The sequence below is a fragment of the Ligilactobacillus sp. genome, assembly GCF_036846325.1.
In the GTDB taxonomy this organism is placed as follows: Bacteria; Bacillota; Bacilli; order Lactobacillales; family Lactobacillaceae; genus Ligilactobacillus.
In genome coordinates, this window is the sequence record NZ_DAIUCE010000039.1 from 1 (window position 1) to 16,221 (window position 16,221).

General features: G+C 47.9%; 10 protein-coding genes. 9 read left to right on the top strand and 1 reads right to left on the bottom strand.

Translation table 11 applies throughout. The annotated features are described in order from the left end of the window. The 9 genes from V7Z60_RS05275 to V7Z60_RS05315 all read left to right on the top strand — a co-directional run. Positions 1-893 (top strand): RNA-guided endonuclease TnpB family protein (locus V7Z60_RS05275; RefSeq protein ID WP_334116804.1); only part of this gene is annotated, 893 nt, incomplete at its 5' end. Between the two features lie 293 nt (positions 894-1,186). Further along, a complete protein-coding gene (locus V7Z60_RS05280) occupies positions 1,187-2,152 on the top strand; it encodes a ribose-phosphate diphosphokinase (protein ID WP_288553022.1) in 966 nt (321 codons plus the stop codon). A 284-nt stretch (positions 2,153-2,436) separates the two neighbouring features. Continuing rightward, positions 2,437-3,753, top strand: a complete 1,317-nt coding sequence (locus V7Z60_RS05285; protein ID WP_334116805.1) for an aminopeptidase C — start codon at positions 2,437-2,439, stop codon at positions 3,751-3,753. Between the two features lie 245 nt (positions 3,754-3,998). Then, a complete protein-coding gene (locus V7Z60_RS05290) occupies positions 3,999-7,511 on the top strand; it encodes a PD-(D/E)XK nuclease family protein (RefSeq protein WP_334116806.1) in 3,513 nt (1,170 codons plus the stop codon). A 1-nt stretch (position 7,512) separates the two neighbouring features. Next, on the top strand, positions 7,513-11,247 hold the full coding sequence (addA, locus tag V7Z60_RS05295; RefSeq protein ID WP_334116807.1) for a helicase-exonuclease AddAB subunit AddA: 3,735 nt from the start codon (positions 7,513-7,515) through the stop codon (positions 11,245-11,247). A gap of 12 nt (positions 11,248-11,259) precedes the next feature. Then, positions 11,260-11,913, top strand: a complete 654-nt coding sequence (locus V7Z60_RS05300; protein ID WP_334116808.1) for a class A sortase — start codon at positions 11,260-11,262, stop codon at positions 11,911-11,913. A gap of 317 nt (positions 11,914-12,230) precedes the next feature. Next, positions 12,231-12,878 carry a ribose-5-phosphate isomerase A gene (locus V7Z60_RS05305; protein WP_334116809.1) on the top strand — a complete coding sequence of 216 codons (648 nt, stop codon included), beginning with the start codon at positions 12,231-12,233 and terminating at the stop codon, positions 12,876-12,878. Next, positions 12,875-13,858, top strand: a complete 984-nt coding sequence (locus tag V7Z60_RS05310; protein WP_334116810.1) for a Gfo/Idh/MocA family protein — start codon at positions 12,875-12,877, stop codon at positions 13,856-13,858. Before V7Z60_RS05305 ends, V7Z60_RS05310 begins: the two co-directional genes overlap by 4 nt. Positions 13,859-13,867: 9 nt before the next feature. Beyond that, positions 13,868-14,692 carry a MurR/RpiR family transcriptional regulator gene (locus V7Z60_RS05315; RefSeq protein ID WP_334116811.1) on the top strand — a complete coding sequence of 275 codons (825 nt, stop codon included), beginning with the start codon at positions 13,868-13,870 and terminating at the stop codon, positions 14,690-14,692. 143 nt (positions 14,693-14,835) lie between these two features. On the opposite strand, the gene tnpC is transcribed toward V7Z60_RS05315, so the two are convergent. Continuing rightward, the coding region (gene tnpC / locus V7Z60_RS05320) for an IS66 family transposase (protein ID WP_334116812.1) at positions 14,836-16,221 on the bottom strand (1,386 nt) is incomplete at its 5' end.

The following is a 16,221-nucleotide window of genomic DNA, read 5'->3' on the forward strand; positions in this document are numbered from 1 at the left end:
ATCGGGGCGGTTATCCGCATTTCAAGAACCGGCACTCCTTACGCCAGTCCTATACAGGACGTTCGACCTGTAAGGTGCTCGCCCGGCGAAGAATGCAATTGCCCAAACTGGGCAGCATTCGTACAAGCAGGACTGGTCTTGTCGGTGATGCCAAGATCAAGCGTTACACCGTCAGCTATGAACCGACAGGCCGTTACTATCTGTCGTTGCAAGTTGAAGCCGAAGTTAATCAACTACCTAAGACTCATCAATCAGTCGGTCTGGACATGGGCCTCGCTAATCTGGCAATTAGTTCTGACGGTATCAAGTACAGAACTTTTAATGCAGAATGGTTGGAAAAACAAGTCATTCAATGGCAACGCAAATATGCCAGACGTCGTTACCTTGCTCAATGCCAGGTGTGGAAGTGGAATCATAACCGCTCTGACCATCTGGAAGAGCTTGATGATTATTCCAACTGGCAGCGTGCAGGAGTCAATAAAGCCCGCTGCCAGCAACGGATTGCCAATAAGCGCAGAGACTACCTTCATAAGCTGACAACTGACTTAGTCAGGAACTATGACGTGATTGTAATCGAAGATTTGAAAACCAAGAATCTGCAGAAGAATCACCACCTGGCCAGGTCAATTGCTAATGCAAGCTGGTATCAATTCCGCGCAATGCTGGAATACAAGTGCGCCTGGTACGGCAGACAATTAGTTGTAGTGAAGCCTGACTACACCAGTCAGATCTGTTCGAACTGTGGCTTTAACAGCGGGAAAAAACCGCTGGAAGTCCGCGAATGGACGTGTCCGAAGTGCGGCATTCACCACGACCGGGATGTTAATGCGGCAGTTAACATCCTGCACAAAGGTTTAAAAGCCATTGGCCAGGGACTGGCCTTGGTAAAATAACGGAGTTCTGTAAGTCAGGTAGCTGGAATACCAGCGCAACATCCTGAATACTACTTCGTGTTCCCAGAAGCTCGGTCATTTATGGCCGAGTAGTTCACCAATACTGTGAACGATTAAAATAGTGACGGAAGAGATACTTCGTAATTTTCGGATAATTCTTTGACAAAATTCAGAGTTGAAACACAAATGCGCATTTTTGCATGGTATAATGGTTTCGTAAGTGCGCAGCTGAAAATTCGATCCGAAGAGAATGCTTGTGCCGACAATTTTAAATTCCAATAGATGGAGGAAGTATGAAAGACATGCAAGAAAATGCTGGAATCAAGCTTTTCGCGCTTAATTCAAATCAAGAATTGGCTGAAAAGATTGCTGAAGAAATGGGCGTTGAACTTTGCGATGCATCCGTCAAGCACTTTAGCGACGGCGAGATTCAGATTAATATCAATGAAAGCGTGCGTGGTGATGACGTATTCATCATCCAATCAATTTCTGATCCGGTCAACGAAAACTTTATGGAACTGATGGTCATGATGGATGCTTTGCGTCGTGCCAGCGCGGGTTCGATTAATGCCGTTATTCCGTATTACGGCTATGCTCGTGCCGATCGCAAAGCAAGAAGCCGTGAACCGATTACTGCCAAGCTCATTGCCAACTTTATTTCCTTGGCAGGTGCAGATCGAGTCGTGACATTGGATCTTCATGCCGGCCAATTGCAGGGGTTCTTCAATATTCCGGTCGACCATCTTTTAGCGATTTATACGCAAGCTCGTTACTTTAAAGAAAGCGGCATTGCTGATGACGTGGTTGTCGTTGCACCAGATCATAACAGCGTTAAATTGGCGCGCAATTTGGCGGAACTTTTGAAAGCACCGATTGCAATCGTTGACAAACGTGATGCTGCGCGTGTTGATGAAGCAGACATCATCGGTGACGTCAAAGGACACAAGTGCATCGTTTTTGACGACTTGATCGATACCGGCGGCAAGATGGTCGATGCCGCAACCGCTCTCCATGCTGCCGGTGCTACAAAAATTTATGCATGCGCAACGCATCCGATTTTCTCCGGAAATGCCGTAAAAGAATTGGGAGCTTCAGCCTATGACGAGGTCGTTGTTACGGACACGATTGCCATTTCTGAAGAAAAGCAGTTTGACAAGCTTCGCGTCCTTTCTGTCGCACCGATTTTTGCAAAGGCAATTTCTCTCATCTATCACAATCAATCGGTGGATGCGTTGTTTGATAAGAGTGATAGTATTTAGACAAGGTGTGAAGCCGAACGCCACAACTGAATAATGATTTTAAATCCGTGCCATGACTGGTGCGGATTTTTCATTATAGGATCCGATTTCTGCCAAATGCAGTGCTGCGTAACGCCTGCTTAATCAGGCGCCGGAAGCGTACAAAAAATGGCGCCGATAACAATCAGCGCCGGTCAACCACCATCATTCCTGAAATCTCAATCCTGCAGGCAGAACGCTTGTTTATGCATCAAAATGATGATAAGATTGAGATTAACTGATAGTAACAAAGGGATGATTTTAAGATGACAAAAGATTTAACAAATGCAGATCTGGAAAATTTTCAAAGTGCTTATGAACAGACTCCATGCGCTGACGTAATTGCGAGGGCGGTTCAGGAAAACGGCGTGACGGCGGCAAGCAAGAACTTTGCTGCCAAGGCCGGCCATGACCATGTCTTTTCCATTGAAGTCGAAACCGGAAAAATCACGAACCAGAAGAAGAGCGGACGCTGCTGGCTGTTTTCGACTCTCAACATGCTTCGTCAGCAGGTGGCAAAGGACTTGAAGGTCAAGGACTTCGAGTTTTCGCAAAATTATGATTCCTTCTACGATCGTTTGGAAAAGGCCAACATGTTTTATGAAAAGATGATCAGACTCGCCGGTAGTTCAGATGATGACCGCGAGTATCTGTTTGAACTTGACTGGGGCGATGAAGACGGCGGCCAGTTTGCCAATGCGGCTGCCCTGATCAGCAAGTACGGTCTTGTTCCGAAGAGCGTGATGCCTGAAACGTTCGTCAGCGAAAATACGAGCGAATTGAATGACGTTTTGAATCTTAAAATCAAAAAGGATGCGCTTGAAATCCGCAAGATGAAGAAAGCAGGCAGGACTGAAGAGGAGATGCGTGCCTTCAAGCTCGAAAAGATGAAGGAAGTCTACCGCATGCTGGTTTATGCATTCGGAAAGCCGCCTGTCAGGTTTGACTTCGAATATCGTGATGACGACAATCAGTATCACATTGACAGAAACCTGACTCCAAGGGAATTCTTCGACAAGTACGTGCATGTCGACTTCAGCGACTACATCGATCTGGCGAATGTGCCTGATCACGAAATGTACAGAAATTACAGTCTTCCAAATCAGGATTACATTTTTGAAGGAGATCACGTCACGTTGGTCAACGTTCCGGTTGAAGAACTCAAGACTGCCGTCATTGACCAGCTCAAGAGCGGCAAGGTCGTTTGGTTCGGGTGTGACGTCTTGAAGGACATGGACAGGGAAAACGGCGTGCTTGACACGGAACTGTTCAAGAAAAGCGAGTTGTTCGATGTCGATCTGAGTCTCGACAAGGCCGGCCGTCTGGCTACTCGTGTCGGCAAATGTTCGCATGCGATGGCAATCACCGGAGTCGATCTTGTGGATGACAAGCCGGTCAAGTGGAAGGTCGAAAACTCATGGGGCGAAAAGAACGGCAACAAGGGTTACTTCATCATGACGGATGACTGGTTCGATGCTTACGTCTATCAGGTTGTCGTTTTAAGGGAATTTGCAACAGACAGGCAAAGAGAAATTGCTCAGACGGAACCGGAGCCGCTCAAGCCGTGGGATTCGTTGGGCTAAAGGCTGACATTGGCTTAAAATCGGCAATGCTTTTGCTGATTTTAAGCTTTTTTTGTGCTGAAATGCAGAGCTTGAACCGACTTTGCCGATTCAAGAAAATTTTGAGCAGCGACAGGGACGAATCAGGTCATCCGTGCCGGATTCTTACCTGAAAAAGCAGCATGAATTTCAAGGCGGGGAATTTCATTGTCGGCTCAGTTTAGGCTATAATGTAATTATCATTAAATTGAATCGGGGGGATCCAGTTGGGTTTAGGATTTATTTTGGGCAATGCCTCGAAGGATCATCAGCAGGAGGATTTCGAAAAGCTTGCCGGGTGGCGAAGAGAAAACCCGAACCGGATGGTTTACTATATCGTTCCGAACCACATCAAATTCGAATCTGAAGTCAATGCGCTAAAGTACATGCGGAAGACTTTTTCTCAAGATGAGGGAATATTTGCGGCGCATAATCTGCAGGTCTTTTCGTTTACGCGCCTGGCCTGGTATTTTATGAAGGATACGCCTGCATATCAGATTCCAAGAATTACTTCGGCGGGATCAAACATGATCATTTACCGGATCCTGCGTGATTTGAAAGATGAACTGCAGGTCTTTTCCGGTGAAGAGTCACAGCCCGGATTCATAACCCAGCTTGCCAGACAGATGACGGAGCTTCAAAACGGCTGCATCATGCCGGAAGACGTCATGAAGATGGTTGAAAAACTTCCGGGGGAAGCCTTGGGATCCAAAGCGCTGTTGAAGTCAAAACTGCATGATCTGGCGCTTGTCTATAAGCGTTTCATCGAAATGACTTCCGGGCGTTACCTGGCAAATACGGAAATTCTGACCGAACTTACGCAATATCTGGAGAAGATCGACCTTAAGGACAGCTGTTTTCTGATCAGCGGTTTCAACCAGATGACCGCAAGGGAAATGCTGCTGGTTGAAAAGCTGATTGAAAATGCAGAAAACGTCGTCGTCGATCTGGTTTTGAATCATCCTTACGTTGACGAGCCTCCAAAGTCCGGCGACTTGTTCTATCGTGCCGGAAATTTGTATTATCAGCTCTGTTCCCATGCTCACAAGGATAAGATCCCCGTCATGATTGATTCATATGCAAAAGAGACAAGGGTTTCGCAGGATTTATGCAGACTTGAAGATTACTGGATCGATTCCGTTGCCGGATTCTCGGCAAAGGGAAATGAAGCGCTTGAAAATGATTCGGTCAGGATCTATGGCGCCGGGACGAGGATGGAGGAAGTCAGGTTTGCCGCGGCGAAAATCCGCCAGATGGTTGCCGTTGAAGGCTACCGATACAAGGATTTTCTGATTTTGACGAGGCATTTGGACTTGTACAGGAACGTGCTGGAACCGGTTTTTGCCAAAGCCGAAGTGCCGATTTTCGTCGACTTGCAGAAAAAGGTTTCCGATCATCCCCTGGTTGAACTGCTGAATGCCCTGTTTGCGGTCAAACGGCGCCATTATCGCTATAATGACATGATGCGGCTTCTTAAGACCGAATTGCTGATTCCAAAGGGCTTAAAGGTTGAAGCCTATCGCAGGATGCTTGATCAGACCGAAAACCTGATTTTGAAATTCGGCTACGAGGGAAATGCCTGGCTCAGGGAAAAGGACTGGATCTACTATCGTTTCGGTGAAAGCGACTTTGGAACGAGAACAGATGCCGAAGACCGCATTACGAAGGAAGTAAACGTCATCAGACACTATGTCGGGAAAATCCTGCCGCCGTTTTTCAAGCAGCTCGATGAAGCTGAAAACGGGCGCGAGGCAGCAGTCTGCCTGGTAAACTTCCTGGTTGACAACGGGGTCAGGAAAAGACTTGAAGACTGGCGTCAGAATCTGATGGAACAAGGACTTTTGCAGGAATCGGAGCGCCCTGAACAGGTCTGGAATCTCTTTTGTCAGATGATGGATGAATTTGTCGAAAATCTCGGCGATCTGCCGTTTGAAGAAGAAGATTTCCTGAATCTGCTTCAGACCGGGTTTGATGCGGGCGAATACCGGAGAGTGCCGGCCTCGCTTGATGAAGTTGCGGTTTCTGAAACGGGGATGGTTCAGCCGGCTGACCGCAAAGTCGTTTTCATGATCGGCTCAACCGATCTGGTCATGCCGGACAGGATTCAGAACAAGTCGCTGCTTTCTGACGGCGACCGCAGTCTGATGATTGAAGGCAAACTGCTTTCGGAAGATCAGGTGCTTGATGAGACTTCGGAAAAAAGCATGTTGTCGGAACCGCTGCTGAATTATCTGGCATTCCTTTCCCCGACGGAAAAACTGATCTTCACGTACCCTCACGGAAACGATGCTGACGGCGGAATGAAAATGTCGCCTTACGTTGAGCGGATCAAGCAGCATTTCCTGCTCGAGGAGCTTGAAATCTCTGAATTTGACAAGCTCAGCACGCCGAAGGGCACGATTGAGGATTTAGTTCGCGAAATCAGACGTCATGCTGATGAAAAGAGCTCCGTGCCGGCCTTTTGGAAGCAGGTTTATGCGAAAATGAAGACGGCTGATTCCGAAATGACTGAAAAAGTCATGAACAGTCTGCGCTACCGCAATGTTCCGGAGCAGCTGACCGCACAAAACGCGCGCCGGCTTTACGGCAAGGAATTGAACACGTCCATTTCAAAGCTTGAGACTTTCTACAAGAATCCGTATGAATACTTCCTGAGATATGGACTGGGGCTGATGGAACGTGATGTGTTTGAAATGTCCGCAGCCAATACGGGAAGCTACTTTCACGCCGTGCTTGACGCGTTTTTCCGGCTTCTTTCCAAAAACAACCTGACGCTTCGGGATCTGTCTTCAGAGCAGTTTAATGAAATTTTCGAGGAAACGACAGGCCTGGTCTCGAACGATCCGCAGTTCATGATTTTGAAAAGCTCCAGTCGCATGGGCTTTATCGAGCGTCTTTTGAACGACACGCTGTCGCAGACGCTCCGGGCCGTGCGCAATCAGAGAAACTACGGTCACGTCAGGACGCTCAGAACCGAGGCCCTGTTTGGTCACGTCGGCGTCGAAGAAGGCCTCAGGGGACTTGGAATCAGGACGCCTGAGGGCAATCAGGTCAACGTTCGCGGCAAGATTGACAGAATCGACGAAACAATCGGTGCGGGAGACAGGTTTCTGGGCGTCGTCGATTACAAGTCAGGGGCAAGGAAGTTCAATTATGCTCAGGCATATTACGGAATTGCGCTGCAGCTTCTGACGTATCTGGATGCGCTGGAGCAGAATGCCGAGCTGGTTTTGCCAAACGAACAGTCCAGGCTGGCCGGAGCCCTGTACCTGCATTTGCAGAATCCGCGTCTGAAACCTTCCGAGGTAAAGGAAGATGAGCAGAAAACGCTCATTGCAAGTCACGGATATCAGGGACTGCTGGTGTCTGATCCGAATCTGCTGAGTATGCTTGACGAAACAGTCGAGGAAAAAAGCTCATCGCTGTTTCTGCCTTTCAAGCGCCTTGCCAACGGCTCATATCAAACGACCAATTACATGCAGAGAACCTTGATTTCTCAAGACGACCTGGAACTTCTGCTCAAACATAACCGCAAGATGATTGCCAATGCATGCGACATGATTTTTGACGGCAGAATCGACCTTTATCCCGCCAGATGGTCGTCCGGCATCACGGCTCTGCAGTATTCTCCGTTCAAGTCAATCATGCAGTTTGATGCAATGCTTCCGGAAAACCGTTATTTCGTGATACCTTCCGTCGGCGCGGCGGAAGTCTTGAATTCAATCAGGGAAGGGGATTAAGATGGCTTTTAAATTCACTCAGGGACAGTCACAGGCGATTCATGAAAGCGGACATGACATTTTGGTTTCAGCTTCTGCCGGTTCCGGGAAGACCAGGGTTCTGGTTGAACGGGTGGTTGAAAAGATCAGTCATGGCATCGACGTTGACCGTCTGCTGATTCTGACCTTCACCGAAGCGGCTGCCAGGGAAATGAAGGAACGAATCCAGAAGGCATTGAGGGAAGCCTGCAACCGGACGGAAGACGAGCATCAAAAGGCTTTTCTGATCAATCAGCTCGTCAAGCTCAATACGGCAGACATCAGCACGATTGATGCCTTTTGTCTCAAATTCATCCAAAACTACTACTACAAGGCATCCCTGGATCCGTCCTTCCGGCTTCTGACCGATCAGACCGAAAGAAGACTGCTGAGAGAAGACGTCCTGAACGACTTGCTTGAAGAATTATATGGTCAAAATGACGATGATTTCATCGAACTGGCAGAGAACTTCTCAAATGACCGCAGCGATGACGGCCTGACGGAACTCATCATGAGAGTCTTTGACTTTGCAAACGTCAGTCCTGATCCTGAAAGCTGGATCAAAGGCCTGCCGAAAGCGTATCAGACCGGCACGAAGGACTTTACCGAGAGTGCATTTTTCAAGGAGAATCTCCTGCCGATGCTCGTTGAGAAACTGCGGAGGCTTGCAGTCAGCATGGAAAAGGCACGCATCACGATGCAGGAACGGGACGAAACATTCTTTGCAAAGCAGATTGCGCTTTTTGAAGACGAGGGCAGGCGGTACGAAAGTTATGCAAAAATGCTGGAAGACGGCGTTGACTACGCCACGCTGCAGAAAAACTTTGCCGAAATGAGCTATGCGCGTTTTCCGAACACGAAGAGAACTGACGATCCACTGCTTTCGGAAACAAAGGAAAGCGTCAAGGCGGTCCGCGACGAAGCCAGGAAGATCTTTACGGAAAAAATCGTTCCGGAATACTTCGCCGTTTCAGCCGCCGATCTGGAACAGGCCCTGAAACAGGCATATCGGCTCGTCAAAAAGCTCAGCGAAGTCGTCTTGAAGTTTGCAGATGACTATCAGAAGGAAAAAAGAAGCCGGCGGGTGCTTGAATTCAGTGACCTGGAGCACTATACGCTGTCGATTCTTAAGGAAAACGAGGATATCAGGCGGGATCTGGAAGAGCGCTACGAAGAGATCATGGTCGACGAATATCAGGATACCAATCAGCTTCAGGAGACGATTCTGACGACGATTGCAAGAAAATCCCCGGGCAACATGTTCATGGTGGGCGACGTCAAGCAGTCGATTTATGGTTTCCGTCTGGCCGATCCGGGATTGTTTCTTGAAAAATACAGGCGCTACGCAACCGATGAGACGGATGGACAGCGCATTATTCTGGCGGAGAATTTCCGCTCCGTCAAAAACGTGGCATCAATCACCAATCTGATTTTCAGTCAGATCATGAGCCGGGAAGTCGGCGAAATGGATTATGACGACAATGCGCAGCTCGTGTATGGCTCAGGCGATTATCCGGAAGAACAGCCGACGGCGGAAATACTGCTGTATTTTGACGAAGGAAGCGAAAAAGCGGAAAAGACAACCGGAAAGATGCGCTGGGACATGACGGAAGAAAATCACGAGTCGATGGATGCGGACTTCACGATCGAAAGCGCGGCGCAGGGACAGATGCTGGCGACGGCGGAAAAGATCAGGCAGCTGGTTGATTCCGGGTTTGAAGTCTATGATCGCGGGCAGGGTAAAATGAGAAAGGTCAGATACGGAGATATCGCCGTCTTGTCCGGAACTCACGGCAATCATCTGATTTTGTCGGAAGAATTCAAGCGTCTTGGAATTCCCTACAAGGTTCAGAAATCTGAAAACTATTTTCAGACAACGGAACTTCGAATCATGCTGGCACTGCTCAACGTGATCGACAATCCGCGCCAGGACATCCCGCTTGTCGCCGTGCTTCGCTCGCCAATCGTCGGGCTGAACGAAAACGAGCTGGCTCTTCTTCGGATCAATGACCGCTCAGGCGACTATTATCAGGCGCTGTTGAAATTTTACGAGGAATCTCCGGGTCAAAATCAGGAATTGCATGATAAAGTCAGAAAATTCATGGAAATGCTTGAAAGATTCCGGACGCTGGCTCGTCAGAACGAGCTGTCGACCTTGATCTGGAAGATTTACGATGAAACGCATTTTTTGGAATACGTCTCCGGGATGCCCGGAGGAAGCCAGCGTGCGGCCAATCTTCATGCGTTGTACGAGCGTGCCGCAGCATACGAGAAAACTAGTTTCAAGGGACTGTTTCAGTTCATCCGCTTCATCAACAAGATGCAGGATCAAAACGAGGATCTGGCGTCCGCATTGAATGAAGCAGGCGATGACGTCGTCAGCGTCATGACGATTCACGGAAGCAAGGGGCTGGAATTTCCGGTGGTCTTTCTGGTTGATGCGACAAAGCGTTTCAATACCGACAGTCTGAAGGGCAGGTATCTGCTGAATGAAACGGACGGCGTGTCGATCACCTGCCTCAATCGCAGGACACGTGTCGAAACCGTCACTCCGATGCAGTCGTATGCAAAGGAAAAAGCGGCAAGAAAGCTTTGCGCAGAGCAGATGCGCCTGCTTTACGTTGCCTTGACGCGTGCCGAGCAGAAGCTCTTTATCGTGGCCGGATATAAAAACGAAGACGATGCCTTGAGCAGGTGGAAGCAGGCGAAAAAAAGCGAGGATCTGCTTTTGAGTGCCGACGTGCGCGAAAATGCCGCCTGCTTCATGGACTGGATTGGTGCCGCCCTTTATCGCGAACGGAATTTTTGCAGGAGGTTTGACTGTTCTGATGACGTCAGACCGTGTCATTATCTTGACAAATTCAGTGCCGAGTATGAATTTGAGAAAATCGGCTTCGATGAGCTGTCGAAGAATGCCGGCAGCCGGCAGCTCGATTTAAGTGAATGGCTGAAAGACCAGGCCGGTGAGGAACTGGATGCAGATGATGCCGACTTCATCAACAAAGTGATGACTTATCGGTACGGGCATGAAGGCCTTGTCAAAACTGCGGCATACCAGTCGGTTTCTGAAATCAAATCGGCATTTGCGGATCCTGATGAAAAGGCCATGAGCAGGTTTGACCCGGGCGAAAATGAAGAAGAAAGGGCCAACCGATTCGTTTCGAAGATGGAATTGCCGAAGTTCATGTCACATGAAGAAAAAATCAGCGGCGCAGCGATTGGGTCTGCCGTTCACCTGGTGATGGAAAAACTGGATCTGACGGAAAAGCCGGACGAATCTGCCGTCAGGGAAAAGATTTCAGAACTGGTCGAAGGCGGCGTTTTGAACGAGGAGGTCGCAGGAAGGATACAGATCAGCGAAATCTGCCGTTTCTTTGAAACCGATCTGGGCAGGATGATTCTTGAAAAGCATGACTTCGTCAGAAGAGAAGTTCCGTTTTCCCTGCTGATTCCCGCAAACGAGATTTTTGCGGGTCTGAGCGAACCGGACCCTGTGCTTGTGCACGGAATCATTGACGGATACGTTGACGATGGGACGAAAGTCGTCTTGTTCGACTACAAGACGGATCATGTTACGGAAGAAAACGTTTCTGAAGTCAAAAAGCGCTATGCCGGACAGATTGAGCTTTATTCAATGGCGCTGAAGAGCATCTTGAACAAACCCGTTGATGAAAGATATCTGTATTTGACGAAAATCGGCAGGGCAGTGGACTTGTAAAGAGGTGAGGAAATGAGAAAACTTAAAATCACGGGCGCAGTCATTCTGCTTCTGGCAGGGCTTGCGATGATCTTCAATGAGCAGATCAAGTGCGGAATCGTTGAATGGATGACGAATTCGTCACTTAAGCAGCCTGTAAGGGATGATGATTCGAAGGGAAACTTTGACTTCAAGAAGGTAAGGGCCGTTGACAACAAAATGGTTGCGAAGGCGGCTCTTTCAAAGAATCAGGATGCAGTCGGCAAGCTGTCAGTTCCGGGCGTCAAGGTCAGACTGCCGATTTTCAAGGGACTGGACAACTATAACCTTGTCCGCGGTGCCGGAACCATGAAGGAAGACGAGAAGATGGGAACCGGAAATTATGCCCTGGCTGGACATCACATGAAGGACGGGTCGCTTTTGTTCGGGCCGTTGGAAAACGTCGAAAAAGGCGACAGGATCTATCTGGCCGACAGGCATCACGTCTATGTTTACAAAACGACGCTCAAGACCGTTGTTGACAAGCACGATACAAATTACATCGACGACGTTCAGGGCAGGAAGCTCGTCACGCTGATTACCTGTGCTTCAGGGATGACCGGCGAGAGCAGGCGCGTCGTCGTTCAGGGCGAGCTGATTTGTAAAAAGCCGGCAAACAGGAAAAATCTCAAGGTCTTCGATAAATAGGAATTTTGGGGAGGCCCAAAAGTCTCGGATGATTTGCAGTCAACTGCAAATTTCATCCGGGACTTTGTTTGTGTATGCGGCGTTAAATGTGTGCTTTGACCGTAACCAGGGGCTGCCATTTACGGGCAAATCCCAGAAATTGCCGTTTTGCCCGTAATCGGGAGCGTTCAAGCTGCCGAAGCTCTGCATTTTTCAAAGATTTCACGAAAGAGAGGAGGAGCGGCTTGACAGTCGTTGGAAAACGCTTTATACTAAAATTGTTTTCATAAGCATTAAATAAAGGAAAATTATTTTCACAATGAAGGCGAGGTTTTGACATGCTGCAGGAAGCAATGAAGATGATCAGACCGAATATGACCGTGAGCTTTGGCGGCGGAAGCACGGTTGCCAGGCTTGCGGAGTACCTGTGTGATGAAGATGAGGCTTTGAGGAAAACGCTGAAGGTAACGACTCCCTCGCTTGAGACGATGGAGGTTTTAAACAGGCTGAACTATCAGCTTGTGGCGTTGGATGACGTTGAAACGATTGACGTGGCGTTTGACGGCTGCGACTACGTGACGCAGGACCTGAATGCCCAGAAGTGCATGGGCGGCATCCACGTTGATGAAAGGAAGGCGGCAGAAAAATCCCTGCGGTACGTCCTGCTGACAAGACCAGAGCGCATCGGGAAGACGTACAATGCCGAACTGCCGGTCTGTGCAGAGGTTGAACAGGACGAGGAGGCTCTTTTTTTGAAAAGGGCGGGGCAGGCTGGCTTTGAGGCTGAAAAACGTCCGGGAATCAGGACGAGCCGCGGCAATCTGCTGTTTGACCTGCATAATGAAAAATGCACTCAAAAAGGCGCCGAAGATGTTGAAACATGGCCCGGAGTCGTTGGCACGTCAACTTTTTCCGGGCTTTGCACGGACGTGATTTATGAGGAGTGCGGCAAGACGATTCACTTAAGAAAGGAAGATCTCAAATGACAAAGCACAATTGGGGAATTATCGGAACAGGCTGGATTGCACACGACATGGCAGATGCCCTGAACAGGACAAATGGCGAGATTTATGCGGCTGCCAATCCGAATGAGGAGCATTTGATGGAGTTTGTCAGGGAAAAGAACGTCAGGCATGCCTACGTCAATCCTGATGACATGATTGCAGATGAAGACATCGACATCATCTATGTGGCATCTCCCAACAACACGCATTACGGATTCGTCAAGAAGGCGCTGGAAGCGGGCAAGAACGTCTTCTGCGAAAAATCGATGACGGTCAATGCCAGGGAATTCGATGAACTGGAAGCACTGGCAAGAAAGAAAGGCGTCATCCTGACGGAAGGATTCACGCTTTATCACATGCCGATTTATGACAAGGTCAAGGAACTGATCAATTCGGGCAAGCTTGGCGAAATCAAGCTCGTCCAGGTCAACTTCGGAAGCCTGAAGGATCCTGATCCGACCAAGCGCTATTTTTCAAGGGAACTTGCCGGTGGTGCATTGCTTGACATTGGCTGTTACGCCACTGCATTTGCCAGAATGTTCCTTGATGAACAGCCGAATTCGATTACGACATCCGTTAAATTCTATGAAACGGGCGTTGATGAGCAGTCGGGCATTATTCTGAAGACCCCGTCTGAGCAGATGGTCGTCATGGCACTGTCGTTTCGGGCCAAGCAGCCGAAGCGCGGCGTAATTTCCGGTACGAAGGGATATGTTGAAATTTCAAATTATCCGCGTGCGGAAGAAGCAGTCGTCACCTATACCGAGGATGCGCACACGCAGACTTCGGAAAAGATTGCTTCAGGAGATACGAATCAGGCACTTGAATATGAGATTCTGGACATGCAGCGTTACGTCGAACAGGGAAACGACGAAGGAAGACTTGTCTGGAGCCGGGACGTGGCCCATATTCTGGACGGAGTTCGCAGCTCGTGGGGAATGAGATTCCCGTTTGAGAAGTAAGGTGCTGTGATGACGATTGTCGATAAGATTTACGACAGGCAGCCCGAGTTGTCCACATGTGACCAGAAAATTGCGCACGTGATTCTGGAAAATCCAGTCGGGGTTGTGGACAAGACGATTTCCGAATTGGCGGAAGAAGCGGGCGTCAGTCTGGCTTCGATTTCGCGCTTTTGCAGGACACTTGGCCTGGCTGGATTTCATCAGCTGAAGATTGAGCTGGCGAGGGTCAGTGAGGAAAATGCTCCGCAGGCTGTGGAAAAGGAAAACTCCGGCGGACAGTTGAGTGAATTTGTCAGGGACAAGGAAATTGAGCTTGAAAGGACTTTTTCACAGATTTCACAGAAGACCTGTGAGAAAATCTGTGGAAAACTGCTTCATGCTCGGGCGATTCAGGTGATTGCAGAGGGAAATACCTATGCCAACGCTGAAGATGCCGTGTATAAATTCAGTCAGATCGGCCTCTTTGCTTTCAGTTCAGCCTCGTGGGAGACGGCACTGGCACAGACGATGAACCTGCAGAAGGAAGACGTGCTGCTTGTCTTCAGCAATTCCGGAGAAGCAAGAAGCCTGCTGGTTCAGATTGACGAGGCCAAAAAGAGGGGAATAACTGTGATTTCGCTCACCAACCATGATAATTCGCCGATTGCGCAGAATTCTGATCTTCACTGGCGGACCGTTGCCCGGCCGAAGGTTCTGATGTCCGAGTATTATTATTCGAGGCTTGCGCTTGTTTCCGCAATTGAGGCGATGTTTATTCTGATTTTGAAGAAGGAACCGGAAAGACTTGAACGGATCAAGTTTCATGAATTGCTGATGGCAGACAGGAAGATTTAAAAAACGGCCGGGAATTCCGCTTTCGGGATTCCCGGTCGTTTTGGTGTAAGCGGTCGTTAAAATAGCGGTGTGTACACGAATAGCCCAAGATAGTATCATTATCTCAGGTTATCGTGTATGCATCGTTTTATTTTCTGTTTTTATCAAGCGAGACTGATGTTCCACGGAAGTAACTTTCGGAACCTTTCAGGTTCTGATATCTTAATACTGGTAATTTCACTCAGTACTTTTCTCAAGTACTCTTCGGGATTCAGGTGATTGAGCTTGGCTGTATATATTAGTGATAATGCGTCAGCATTAGCCTGCGCTCCCTCAAATGTTGATGAAAACAACCAGTTCTTCCTTCCCATCACGCTTTCTTTAACCGCACGTTCTGCACTGTTATTGGATAATTCCAAATACCCTTTTTCAAAAATATTCAGAATATTCCTTTCATGACCAAGGGCATAGTTTCTTGCTTTTCCCAGTGATGATTTAGCAGATGCGGTAACCGAAGATATCTTTGAAAATACTCTCTTCATTACAGGCAAAAGTCTTTTTCTTCTATACTTCAATCGCTCATCATCATTGAAGTTATCTGAGATATTCCTTTCCAATTCGAAGATTTTATCGATATCTTTTACTATTTCACCGCTAAAAGACTTTGATTGCTTAAAACTACTGTTTTTTAAAGAATCAATAAAGTAGCGGCGAACGTGTGCAAGGCACCCAAGGTGCTTGGTTTCGTCTAAGAAATTATACCCTGCGTATCCGTCAGTCTGAATGTATCCATTAAAATCACCAAGCAGCTTTTTTGCCGTTTCAGACGATCTTCCATCACTGTGAATGAACACAGCAAGATTTCTTTTTTCGAATTTTCCGCTTGTGGCAACCCAGTAATAAGTTTTTGACTTTTCTGAAGCCAAAGTATTATATGGTGTTTCATCCACATGAAGAAAACGTTGCGTCTTCAATTCGCTCAGCAAAAGATCATACAATGGTAAAAGCTGATTGTTGAAGACGTCAATCATCCACTTTGACATCTGTTGACGAGTTAATGGCAGTCCCATTAGTTTCCACAGGGATTCCTGACGATAGCAAGGGACCTTGTAAACATACTTCATAGCGGCAATATGAGCTACAATTGAAGGTGAACCCACTTTACTGTGAGTGATGAGCGAACGGGGCATCGGAGCTTTTGAAATCTCAGAATGATCACTGGAAGAACATTTCGGACATTTGTATACTGCTTGATGATGTTCAATAAGCTTCAGTCTTGCCGGTACAAATTTCACCTCTTCGCGAATCTTTGGATTCGCAACTTGAACGAGATGGGTGTGGCATTCTGGGCAGGAGCATTTTTCCTCAGGCATCATGTGATTCACAATTTCAACCGGAAGATTTGATATGTCGATATTCCGAGAAAATCTGCGAATTTTTTTAGTATGGGATTTAACCGAAATTTCCTTTGAATTCTCTAATTCTTCGTTTCTTTCTTCTAAGTGAAACAAGTCTAGTTGTCTGTCATCTTCCGGCAGACAGTGTGTTTT